The organism is Mesorhizobium sp. M0676 (genome assembly GCF_040320535.1).
In the GTDB taxonomy this organism is placed as follows: domain Bacteria; phylum Pseudomonadota; class Alphaproteobacteria; order Rhizobiales; family Rhizobiaceae; genus Mesorhizobium.
Window position 1 is genome coordinate 1 of record NZ_JAMYPU010000018.1, and the last position, 11,703, is coordinate 11,703.

At 60.0% G+C, this 11,703-nt stretch carries 10 protein-coding genes; 3 read left to right on the plus strand and 7 right to left on the minus strand.

Going from position 1 to position 11,703, the window contains the following annotated elements; all coding sequences use genetic code 11:
* The 3 genes from NKI35_RS19920 to NKI35_RS19930 all read left to right on the plus strand — a co-directional run.
* Positions 1–1,017, plus strand: a 1,017-nt coding sequence (locus NKI35_RS19920) for an SMP-30/gluconolactonase/LRE family protein (RefSeq protein ID WP_352741292.1), incomplete at its 5' end; no start/stop codon positions are given.
* A 68-nt stretch (positions 1,018–1,085) separates the two neighbouring features.
* Positions 1,086–2,258 (plus strand): alpha-hydroxy acid oxidase, encoded by a 1,173-nt coding sequence (locus NKI35_RS19925; RefSeq protein ID WP_352741293.1) that lies wholly within the window; start codon positions 1,086–1,088, stop codon positions 2,256–2,258.
* Positions 2,251–2,940: an RraA family protein gene (locus tag NKI35_RS19930; RefSeq protein WP_352459455.1), complete on the plus strand. Its 690-nt coding sequence runs from the start codon at positions 2,251–2,253 to the stop codon at positions 2,938–2,940. Before NKI35_RS19925 ends, NKI35_RS19930 begins: the two co-directional genes overlap by 8 nt.
* A 13-nt stretch (positions 2,941–2,953) precedes the next feature.
* Here the strand turns inward: NKI35_RS19930 and NKI35_RS19935 are convergent, their stop codons facing one another.
* The 7 genes from NKI35_RS19935 to NKI35_RS19965 all read right to left on the minus strand — a co-directional run bounded on the left by NKI35_RS19935 (position 2,954) and on the right by NKI35_RS19965 (position 11,354).
* Positions 2,954–3,907, minus strand: coding sequence for a response regulator (locus tag NKI35_RS19935; protein ID WP_023669440.1), 954 nt, complete (start codon positions 3,905–3,907; stop codon positions 2,954–2,956).
* 64 nt (positions 3,908–3,971) lie between these two features.
* Positions 3,972–4,991 carry a chemotaxis response regulator protein-glutamate methylesterase gene (locus NKI35_RS19940; protein ID WP_023682287.1) on the minus strand — a complete coding sequence of 340 codons (1,020 nt, stop codon included), beginning with the start codon at positions 4,989–4,991 and terminating at the stop codon, positions 3,972–3,974.
* 22 nt (positions 4,992–5,013) lie between these two features.
* Positions 5,014–7,287, minus strand: a complete 2,274-nt coding sequence (locus NKI35_RS19945) for a hybrid sensor histidine kinase/response regulator (protein WP_023742810.1) — start codon at positions 7,285–7,287, stop codon at positions 5,014–5,016.
* Entirely contained in the window at positions 7,284–7,988 is a 705-nt protein-coding gene (locus NKI35_RS19950) for a chemotaxis protein CheW (RefSeq protein WP_023819373.1), read from the minus strand. The genes NKI35_RS19945 and NKI35_RS19950 overlap by 4 nt, the downstream gene beginning before the upstream one ends.
* Positions 7,988–9,229 (minus strand): CheR family methyltransferase, encoded by a 1,242-nt coding sequence (locus tag NKI35_RS19955; protein ID WP_352741294.1) that lies wholly within the window; start codon positions 9,227–9,229, stop codon positions 7,988–7,990. Before NKI35_RS19955 ends, NKI35_RS19950 begins: the two co-directional genes overlap by 1 nt.
* Positions 9,226–9,693 (minus strand): chemotaxis protein CheW, encoded by a 468-nt coding sequence (locus tag NKI35_RS19960; protein ID WP_023700505.1) that lies wholly within the window; start codon positions 9,691–9,693, stop codon positions 9,226–9,228. The genes NKI35_RS19955 and NKI35_RS19960 overlap by 4 nt, the downstream gene beginning before the upstream one ends.
* Positions 9,694–9,716: 23 nt before the next feature.
* Positions 9,717–11,354 (minus strand): methyl-accepting chemotaxis protein, encoded by a 1,638-nt coding sequence (locus tag NKI35_RS19965; protein WP_352741295.1) that lies wholly within the window; start codon positions 11,352–11,354, stop codon positions 9,717–9,719.
* Positions 11,355–11,703 lie beyond the last annotated feature (349 nt).

The window sequence follows — 11,703 nt, forward strand, 5'->3', positions numbered from 1 at the left end:
CCCAGCAACGCGCACGTCAGCCAAGCCATCTTTGAGTCGCCGGGTCCGGAGACCGCCAGGCTGGATTATACCCGACAAATCTTGTTAGGCTGCCGTTCTGGGGGTCGCACGATGAACGAGGTTGAAAAGCTGGCCGTCGAGGTTGTCGCGACCGGCCTTGGCTGGCCCGAGGGCCCGACGGTGCTGCCCGATGGCCGAATTGTCATCGTCGAAAGCTATCGCAGCCAGCTGACGGCCATAGATCGCGACGGAAGTGCTCGCCAGTTCGCGTATGTTGCAGGAGCGCCCAACGCCTGCGTTCTCGGATCGGATGACCTGCTCTATGTCTGCCAGAACGGCGGCACGACCGGACCTTGGCGGGCCGCGGACATGACGACGCCATCGATCCAGCGGGTTGCCGAAGGCGGAAAGCCGGAAATCCTGCTGAGCGAAGTCGCGGGCATTCGGCTCAATGGGCCAAACGATCTTGTATTTGCTGCTGACGGCCGGCTCATCTTCAGCGATCCCGGCACATACAACCCGGGGAATCCGGACCCAAGCTACATTTTTGCCGTCAACCCCGATGGCAGTGCTTACCTTGCTCTCGGTTTCGACAAGCCGACCTTCCCCAATGGTGTGGCGATCGAAGCCGACGGCTCGATCATTTGGGGGGAGTCCTATACGGGGCGCGTCAAGCGGCAGCGTCCGGATGGTTCCGTCGAAGACCTGGGCCGCTTGCCTGGGGCCAATCCGATCCCGGACGGGCTGAAGGTCGGAGCCGATGGCCGCCTTTATGTCACGGATATTGCCGCCAACGGCATTCACGTTCTGAAGCCCAACGGCACAGCGGAGGGTTTCTTCGTCTGCGGCAAGGCAACGACCAACTGCGTCTTCTCCGGCGAGATGCTTTGGGTGACAAATGCCGGCGTGCTGGCGACCGGCAGCGATCCCTCCTTTGAGGGAACACTCTCCTGCGTGCGTGTTCCGGGAGGCGGTGGACCGACGCATCATGGTCGCATCGGCGGAAAGCAACCGTGAGTAGCTCCTCGTCCGCCTCAAACACAGGCGATGACCCCGGCGCCGGCGGTGCGGCATCGTCTGCTTCGATGGCGGCGTTGAAGCGCCTGTACAGCGTGGCCGCGGTCCGCATCGCCGCGCGGCGGACTTTGCCACGCCCGGTGTTCGACTTCGGCGATGGCGGTGCCGAGGATGAGCGAACGCTGCGCCGGAACGAGCAAGCTTTCAACGAGGTTGCCATTCTGCCGCGACCACTCAACGGTGCAACGACGCGAGACCTTTCCCTTGACCTCTTCGGCGCGAAACTTGCCATCCCGCTGGGCATCGCGCCAACCGGCCTGGCTGGGCTGTTCTGGCCCGACGGCGAGCGCGCAGCCGCCCGAGCCGCAGCGGCCGCAGGGACATTCTACTGCGCCAGCCACGGATCGGTCTGCACGCTGGAGGACATAGCAGCCACCGGAAGTAGCCCACGGTGGATGCAGGTGTTCGTCTATACCGATCGCGGCTTCACCCGAGAAATGGTGGATCGGGCGCGTGCCTCAAGCTACGACGCGCTGGTGCTCACCATTGATAACCAGATGCTTGGCAACCGTGAACGCGACATCCGCAACGGTTTTGCCATCCCGCCGCGCTTCGGTGTGGCCGGAACCCTCGCGGCCGCCACCAAGGCGGCGTGGCTTCTTCGTATGCGCACCCGACTCCCGAAACTGACTTTCGGCAACTACGCGCGCCCCGGAGATACGGCGACGGTCGGTGCATTGGCGGGCCGAATGGCCGCAATGCTCGATCCCGGACTCTCCTGGGCCGATGTCGACTGGCTGCGCACTGTCTGGTCCGGACCGTTGTTGCTGAAAGGCGTCCTGCATCCCAGCGAAGCCGCCGAGGCTGTAGCCCGAGGAATCGACGGCATCATCGTATCCAATCATGGGGGACGTCAGCTTGACGGCGCCGCCGCATCCCTGGACGCGTTGACGGCGGTTGTCGCGGCTGTCGCCGGCCGCGTACCAGTGCTTATCGACGGCGGCATCAGGCGAGGCTCTGACGTCGTCAAGGCCCTGGCGCTCGGCGCCTCGTGCTGTCTGATTGGGCGGCCGCAGTTGTGGGGGCTCGCGGTCGCCGGCGAGGAGGGGGTACGCCACGTGCTCGAACTCTACCGCAAGGAGATCGACCGCGTCATGGGACTGATGGGCGCGCGGAGCCTGCGCGACCTCGGGCCGGACTGTATTTCGTTCGTTCAGGGAATGGGGCCGCTACATGATTGAAGACCCACCACTGCTCACCATCAAGCGCCGTTTCGAACGGCCCGCAGCAGAAATCATCAGTGCTTTTGCGGGCGTGCCGGTTAGCCAGGTCGTAGACGCGATGGGGGGACGCGGCGCCTTGCATTATGCGATCAAGCCACTGTCGCCAGCTACTGCGACGATGGTCGGCGTCGCCGTGACCTGTCACTGCGGTCCCGCCGACAACCTCGCCCTGTTTGGAGCACTGGATGCCGCAGCAAGTGGCGATGTCATCGTCGCGGCCACCGACAGCTTTGCCGGTACCGCGGTAACTGGCGATCTCGTGCTCGGCATGGCGCGCAACAAGGGGGTCGCCGGCTTCATCACTGACGGCCTGGTGCGCGACGTTGTCGGGATCGAGGCGGTCGGGTTGCCGGTTTACTGTGCCGGGGTCATTGCGAATTCGCCTGCGCGAAATGGTCCAGGCACGGTCGGATTCCCGGTGGTGGTGGGAGGAGTGACTATCTCGCCGGGAGACATACTGGTCGGCGACCGCGACGGTGTCGCCGTGGTGCCTCGCCTGGAGGCTGAGACTGTGCTGGCCCGGCTCTCCGCCATCAGGGCGGCTGAGAAAACTCTTGATGGCCTGGTGCGGCAAGGTCTCGAGATGCCCGACTTCGCCAAGGTCGTCCTCAAATCGAACAGGGCGCGCTTCGTTGACTGAGATGTGAGCTTCTCTAGCTGCGGGACATATGAAGCGCAACACGATTTCGTCCTTCCGATTTGGCACGAAACAGAGCCAAATCGGCGGCATTGACGAAATCGTTTGGCGTCTCGTTCTCGGTGGGCACCGCTGTTGCGACGCCGACGCTGATGGTCACGCGATCCGGGCCGTGGGGTATGTTCAACTCTCGCACGCTCTGGACGAGCCGCTCGGCGATCGCACTGGATTGTTCCAGTATGGTGTCGACCAGCACGATGACGAACTCTTCGCCTCCGTACCGCGCAGCGAGATCGGTGGAGCGGCCGGAACCGCTCTGGATTACGCGGGCGATTTGCTTCAGCACATCGTCGCCGGCCATATGGCCATAGGTATCGTTGTATCGTTTGAAGTTATCGGCATCGATCATCAACAGCGACAGTGGGGACTGTGCGCGAAAAGCGCGTTTCCATTCAGCCGCCAGATATTCGTCAAAATAGCGCCTGTTACCGAGACCTGTCAGGCCATCGATCCGCGTCAGACGTTCAAGCTCTAGATTTGCACTGATCAGCTGTCGCTGGCTTTCCCTCAGCGCTCGGTGTGCCGAGTCTCGCTGGACGTGATCCAGATAGGCCCGCGTGTGATATCGAATGCGTGCAATCAACTCGATACGATCCGGCAGTTTGACGAGATAGTCGTTCGCGCCCGCAGCGAAGGCTTCGCCCTTGGTGGCTGGATCTTCCTTGCTCGACAGCACAATGACTGGAACCGCGCGTGTCGACGCATGCTTCCTGTATTCTCGCACCAGATGTAGCCCATCCACCCCGGGCATGACGAGATCCTGCAGGATGACGGTTGGCTTTACCTCATCCGCGACCGTCATCGCTCTCAACGGGTCGGTGCAGAAGTGTAAGGAAATATCGGGCTCGTTGGCTAGGGCGCGCCTGACCGCCTCGCAAACCATGATCTGATCATCGATGAGCAGAACCATGGATGAATAGTTATCTGCGAGTGGCGGGACCAACTCTGGTTCTTGCGTCATCGGAAGGGGCCTTTCACGTGGAGCGCTCGCAGGCTTCGATTATACGTGAGCCGATCGCACCCAAAGGAAGAATATCAACAGCCGCGCCGATGTCGGCGGCGGCCTTCGGCATGCCATAGACGGCACTGGTTGCTCTATCCTGCGCGATTGTGAGATGTCCCTTGTCACGGAGCTGTCTCAGCCCGCGCGCACCATCTCTGCCCATGCCTGTGAGCAGAACACCAATCACCGAGCCAGGCCACCATTGCGCCGCACTTTCGAAGAACACATCTACCGACGGCCGATAAACATTGTCCTTGGGGCTGGGCGTATAGCCAAGTTGCTGAGCTGACTTGAAAACCAGATGATCCGCAGAACTGGCAACGAGAACGGTGCCCGCTTGTGGACTATCCCTTTCCCCCGCCGGACGGATCGGGAGACGCGTATGCTGCCCTAGCCAATCAACAAGGCCTGGAACGAACTGAGCATCGAGATGCTGGACGAGCACAATCGCGCCGCGAAAATCAACGGGAAACGCGCTCAGGACTGCGGCAACGGCAGCCGGCCCGCCCGCAGAGGCGCCGATTGCTATCACGTGTCGAGTTGACGGCTCAGCCGCACGTGACATCCGCCTTTTTGCCTGGGTAGGCGCATCGCCGATCAACTTGCCTATCGTTCGTATCTTGTTCGTCAAAAGCCGGGCGGATTGCGAGGACGCGTTGCCTTCGATGCCCACTGACGGAATATCGACTGCGTCAAGCGCGCCATGACCCATTGCTTCGTAGACGCCGGCGAGGTTGGCTTCGATACTGGCGGTCACCAGCAAGATTGAGCACGGGGTTTCCGCCATGATTCTGCGGGTCGCTTCCACGCCGTCCATCTCTGGCATCGCTAGATCCATGAGTATCAGATCCGGCAGATCACGTCTGCAGACCTCGACCGCCTCACGCCCATTAGTCGCGATCCACGCGACCTGATGTTCGCCGGTCAACAGAACCAGTCGACGCAGAAGTTCAACCGCCATCGGCATGTCGTTAACTACGCCGATTCTCATTCGCTGGCTTCCAATCTCGATCTCATTCAGCCGCCTCGCCAATCATGTCCACGACGGCATGGATCAGCGCCTCGTCCTGAAAACTACTCTTGGTCAGATAATAGTCCGCACCTGCGTCGAGCCCGCGCGCGCGATCTTCTTCCCGATCCTTGTATGAAACGATCATAATGGGTGTGTTCTTGAGATCAGCGTCCTTTCTGATCAAACTCACCAGCTCGATGCCATCCATGCGAGGCATGTCGATGTCGGTGACGACGAGATCGAAAGGACCAGACCGGACGGCATTCCACCCGTCCATGCCATCTACCGCCACTTCGACCTCATAACCGTAATTGCCGAGCATCTTGCGCTGGAGTTCGCGAACCGTCAGTGAATCGTCAATCACGAGCACGCGCTTGCGCCTGCTCGCTTCGGGACCGCCCGCGGCGCGCCGAAGAGCTCGAAATCCGCTGGACGATGCAAGCTTTTCCACCGATCGGATCAGATCGTCGACGTCGAAGATCAGAACAGGCGAACCGTCTTCCATCAGGGCCGCTGCGCTGATGTCCTTGATCTTGGCAAACCGTGGATCGAGAGGTCTGATCACTAACTCGCGTTCCCCGAGAAAACGGTCAACGATCAGGCCGTACGCATCGCCCCGACCCGCATCCACGACGACGACCGATAGTTCGTTCGGTTCCGATCCGGGCTCACCTCGATCGAGCACCTCGCGAGCGGTGACCAGCCCGATCTGTCGATCGTTCAATCGAAAATGCGGCCGGCCCTGCAGGACGTTGATCTCCGTCCGCTGCAGTTTCAAAGTCTTGGAAATGGCAGCGAGTGGAAAAGCATAGGGCTCTCCATCGACATCGACGAGCAGCGTGCGGAGGACCGACAGTGTCAGCGGCAATTGCAGTTGAAATCGGGTTCCGTGGCCAAATTCTGAGGAGACGCTTGCGACTCCCCGGACTTCCTTCGTCATGGCTTGCACTGCATCGAGCCCCACACCGCGACCTGAGACGTCGGTAAGGCCCGCTTTCATGGAAAAGCCTGGCAGAAACAGAAATGCGAGCAATTCGCTTTCGCTGAGTGTTTCAGCACTTTCCCTGGTTGCAAGTTGCCGGGCGACGACGGTCTCGCGCAGCTTCGAGAGCTCTATCCCCCTGCCGTCGTCCACCACGGCTATCTGCAGCAGCCCGGCATTGTGCCTCGCTTCGAGCCTGATGAGCCCCTCTTCGGGTTTGCCCATCGCGAGGCGCTCCTCAGGCGGTTCAAGCCCATGGTCTACAGCGTTGCGCAGAAGGTGCCCCAAAGGGGCGTCGAGCTGCTCGAGGATATCGCGGTCGATGCCGGTCGAGCCGCCTACGATCTCCAGTCGCACCCGCTTGCCAAGGGTACGACCGAGGTCGCGGATCATTCTCGCATAGTGTCGCACGCCGTCCTCAAAAGGCCGCATCCGGCTCGCCAACGTTTCGTCGTACAATCTGTTGGCAAGATCGGTCGCTTTCCGATCCACTGAATCCAACTCATCGAAACGCTCCGCCAGGAACGCTTGGCTCAACCGAAGCTTTCGCTGCGCTTCAGCCAGCGCCTCCACCACCGCCGCATCGTTTGAAACCGGCGGCAGCACTGCATGAAGATTGTCGAATGCACTTGCGAGGTCCGATTGAAGTCGCTTCAGCCGTAGCAGCCCGTCAGCGAATGGCCTGAGCCGCCGAGCTTCCATCAGCGACTCGCCAGCCAGCCCGAGCAATCGGTTCAGGCTGTCTGCCGTCACCCGAACCATTCTATCAGAGCTGATGCTGCCGTGGGCTTGCGGCACCGCGCCAACGAGGAGGTTCGCTGAAGAGGTCGTCGCCAGTTGCTCCTGGGCATGATCTGGAGTTGCGAAATCAGCTGCAGAATCTTGGGGCCCGGGCTTTGCCTGGGGGAGGGACAACCCCTCGAACTTCGCGAGAAAGGTTTCGACTTCTGAGTTGGCGCTCTCGCTCGATGATCCCGATGCGATCAATTTCAAAAGGTCAGAACCTTGCAGAAGCGCGTCTATATGCTCCCGTCGCACCCTCAGATGCCCGCGTTGCGCTGCGACCAGGCAGTCTTCCATCGCATTTGCAACTTTGACTGCGGGCATCAGGTCGATGATGCGGGCAGCTCCTTTCAGGGAATGCGCGGCACGCATGCATGCTTCCAGGGCGTCGGCGGCGATAGGATCGCGTTCGAGTGCCAGAAGTCCAGAGGTCAGAGCCCGTGACTGCGTCTCCAGTTCGGCCTGGAAGAGGCTGAGCATCGAAACCTGGCTGAAGTCTTCATCTGTCATGCGATGCTCCGATCCAGCATCGTGAGCAGTTGTCGTGGATCGAGACAGCCAACGGCTCGTCCTTGCCATGGCAGCACGGCAACCGTAGCGGCCGACAGTGCCTTGCCAATCATGGCCGGAACAGCGAGAGTGTCGCGTTCCTGGTACCGATGTAAGCCGTGGATCTCATCAACCATAAAAGCAACCCGCTTGTCGCGCTCGCCTACCACGACAAGGCGGCGAAATACCTTGGTTCGTGTGCCTTGTTCCCCTTCCTTGCGCTCGTCTATCCCGAGCAATTCGGCCAGGGACAGGCAAATGAGCAATTCACCACGGACATTCGCAATGCCGAGCAGTGCACTGTTCCTGCGATGTGGAAGTGAATGAACGCGACGAGATTCAGCCACTTCATGAAAAATACCGACCGGAAGTGCCAGCCATTCCTCCCCCAAACGGAAGAGAACGGCCGTCTGCAGCGCGTCGCTGTCTGCCGAATCGATCCCTGCACGACCAGCGTTGTCAGGCCATTCGTCGCGAGATGCCGAGGGAGCTGCACGGTCGAGGAGGCGTCGTGCGATCTTCTTGTAGGTCGGGCAATTGCGGCAGTGGAGATGCTGCTCTAGTAGCGGACATGACTTGTCACCCCGTACGCCTATTTGCCGCCAGCAGTCGTTGATTTCGATCTCCTCCACCGGCTGAGCGATCCTTGTCGAAGCCGCCATCAACTGCCGCTCCTTTTCTGGACCCGACCCAGCCGGCCGGCCAGCGCCTCGGCGCCGTTATGGTCGCCTTGCTTGCTAAGCAGCAAAGCCAGATGGACAAGAGCTTCTCGATGATTTGGCGCGAGATAGAGCGCCTTGCGATAACTTTGCGCGGCTTCGGGTGCAGAACCATCCGCATCCTGGACGAGGCCTAGCAGGTAGAAGATTTCTGCGGAAGGACCGAACTCCCTGAGATGCGCCAGGGCGACCTCCTGTGCCTCCTTTACGCGTCCTGCATTGGCGATCCGTTCAACCGCGATGAGGCTTTCCGAGGCGTGTGCAAGCGGCTTGGCCGGAGCCTGCCCGCGGCCTTCATTGCCAATTGTCGGTCGGAACGGACGAAGAGGTTCGCTCTTGTTGACCTTAGGGCTTAGCGTCCGCACCGGGACGGCGGCCGAAACTTTCGGCGCCGTGGTCTTGACGGGCTCCGATTTCAGAAAGGCGAAGGCCAATGGCCATTGAGCGGAAATAAAGCCATGCACCCTTGGAAGAGCTGCTTCCGCCGGACCGACCAGAAGAAGTCCGTCTTTGGCCAGCAGATCCTTCAGGCAGATCAATGCGCGATCCTGCAGCTCTCGATTGAAATAGATCAGCAAATTGCGGCAAAGCAGGATGTCATAGACCTTTCGCCCGAAAGGCGCGTGAGAACCGAACAGGTTTCCTACCATGAACCGAACCTGTTTCAGCACCCCAGCAACAGGCCGCAACCCGCCCTCGGCCGCTTCGAAATAGCGATCCTTGAATTCGAGATGGCTGCCGCGAAACGAATTGCGGCCATAGATGGCGCGTTCAGCCGTCGCGATATTGCGGCTGCTGACGTCCACGCCATCGATCTTGAACTCATGCGCCTCAAAGCCGGCATCGAACATGGCCATGGCGACCGAGTAAGCCTCTTCGCCGGTTGAACATGGCAGGCTCAGGATTCTTATCGGCTGAGCAGGCTTATGCGCGCGCGCATGCCGCGCCAGCATCGTGAACGCTTCTCGGTCGCGAAAGAACCAGGTCTCTGGGATCACCACCGCATTGATCAGCTCCTGCAGCTCCTGCGAGGAACCGGCCAAGTGTTGCGTATAGGCCTGAGGGTTGGTTATCCGGCATGCTTCCATCCGTTCTCTGACCGCCTGACGAACCACTGTCGGACCAACGCTGGCACTGTCCAGTCCAATGGTTTCCGTCAGGAGCTTTTCTATTGCTCCGGTCATTGATCACCTATTGCCGCCTGGCGGAGCAAAGCGGTACGAATCTCTTCCGAAAGCAGCGCTTCCACTTTGACCCACTGAATGATCTCCAAACCATCGGAAGCCACCGGCCCAAGATACGGCGGGGTTCCTGGTTCCAGTCCGAACGGCGCGAAATCGGCCGGGTCTCGCTCGATCGTATCCGTCACCCGTTCCGCGATCAGCCCCAGCAGGCGTCGCTCGCCATCATCCGCCGGATAGCGCGTCACAACGATCCGGGTGCTCAACAGCCGCTCCGATGGTCGGCCAAGCGCAAGAAGGGTGACATCGATCAGGGGGATGGGTATTCCGTTATAGCTGACCAAACCCACCACACCAGTTGGCGCACCCGGAAGAACTTTCACGTCGATATAGGGCAGCACCTCTTCAATTTTGTGGACATCGATCAAGTAGCGATCCGGACCCATGCTGAAGGCGAGGAATAGCATTGTCACCTCCTACTGCCGGCTCGCTATGCTCGTAGCTTGAACCTCGATATGCTACTTCGCATGCCGCCTGAGACTTGATTGAGCTCGTCGATCGCGAGCGTCGATTGCTGAAGGGACTCGACTGTTTGCTGAGCTGCCTCGCTTAGCTGGGTTAGCGTGTCGCTGATCTGCCCCGCGCCGGTCGCCTGTGCTTGCATGCCTTCATTGGCGACTTCGAAACGTGGCACCAGCCCCTGAACCTGCTGAATGATCTCGAAGAGTTGCCCGCTGACCTGCTGGATGTCCTGCATACCCCGACGGACCTGCTCGGAAAACTTGTCCATGCCCATCACCCCGGCCGCGACTGCCGACTGGATGTCCTTGACCATTTGCTCGATATCGTAGGTGGAGACAGCCGTCTGGTCCGCGAGCCTTCGGATTTCCGTCGCCACCACTGCAAAACCCCGGCCATATTGGCCTGCCTTCTCCGCCTCGATGGAAGCGTTGAGCGACAACAGGTTCGTCTGATCGGCCACTTTGGTGATGGTCGTCACCACCTGATTGATGCTGCCGGCTTTCTCGCTCAGGATCGCCAGTTTGGAATTGATCGCGCCAGCCGCTTCCATGACCTGCTGCATGGTTTCTTCCATACGGGTCAGCCCCGCTTGCCCCCCGCCAGCCACGGCAGCGGTTTGTTCGGCAACTGTGGAGACCTCGTTCATCGTGCGGACCAGTTCGTTTGATGTGGCGGAGATTTCCTTGGCTGTCGCTCGGATTTCTGTTGTGGTCGCTGCGATTTCAGTCGCAGTTGCCTGCTGTTGCTTGGAGGTGGCGGCGATCTCAGTTATCGACGTGCCGACCTGTATGCTGGACCTTTGAACCTGACCAATGAGGGTTGTGAGATCGTCCGCCATTGCGTTGAAGCCGTCGGCAAGCACGCTGAATTCGTCTCGGCGCCTCAGATCGAGCCGTTCGCTGAAGTCGCCTTGCCGCATCAATTGAACCGCGTCGACCAAACGGGTGAGCGGACCTGTAATGGCGCGAAACAGCTGGTAACCCAAAAGAAGGGCTAGCCCGAGGGCTATCAACAAACCAACGCTCAAACCGACTTCGGCCGTTCTGACGATCGAGCTGATCCGCTGCGTCGCGCTGTTTGCCTCGCCTCTGTGATCCTCAACCATGGCCTGCAGAGCGGACTGCAATTTTACAAAGATCGGCTCTACTTCGTTCTTGATAGCTGGGCTTTCATTGGGAGTTTCACCTTTCGACAAGGCAGCCCGGCTTGTTTCCAGCACAGCAGTTTCAGCCAGACGGAATTGGTTGGCGAGTTGTTTGACGGCTGCATAATTCTGCTTGTCGATATCGGAGACGATCGTTGCCTCATAGTCGTCCATCGACCGCTGCACCTGGTTGCGATTGGTCGTGATCGCGTTTTCAACCGTGCTTCTGTCTGACGGGTTGTCCTGAAGGGCATATTCCTGAAGCAGACTATGGGCCGCCATCTGGCCCGTCATGATCTCGGTACTGTGATAAAGGTCCGGAAGGATGCCCTTCTCGACCTCAGTCGCCTCCTCCCCCGCCTGAAGAAACCAGGCGTACGCGATGAGGGCTATCACGGACATGACCACCAGAACGGCTGCGAAACTGACGAGGATGCGGTGGCGTATTGTCAGACTCTTCATGGAACCGGTTCACCAATGGGGGGCATCGTGGGCTGCGCGACAAGCGCTCGTTCCGACATAGTCGAAAAGGTGCGTCGAAAAGCGGTAGTCTGATGCTGAATGGTTTCTTTTCCGTTCCATAGCTAATGATGGCGAGGCGGCTCGCCAATCGGCGCCGCCAGAAGCGGTGGTCAAAGGACGACTGCCGTCCACGCACATCAGCCCGAGATCGGCTGGTTGGCACGCCGCGTCAGGAGGAGCGTGGATGAGTTGCTTGAGGCCACGAATTGAATGACTGCTTAGGCCAGGTCGAGGCAAGAAAGCCGACGTCCTGCTTGCTGCCCCTAAGCTGCCAGGCGGGAACGCGCCT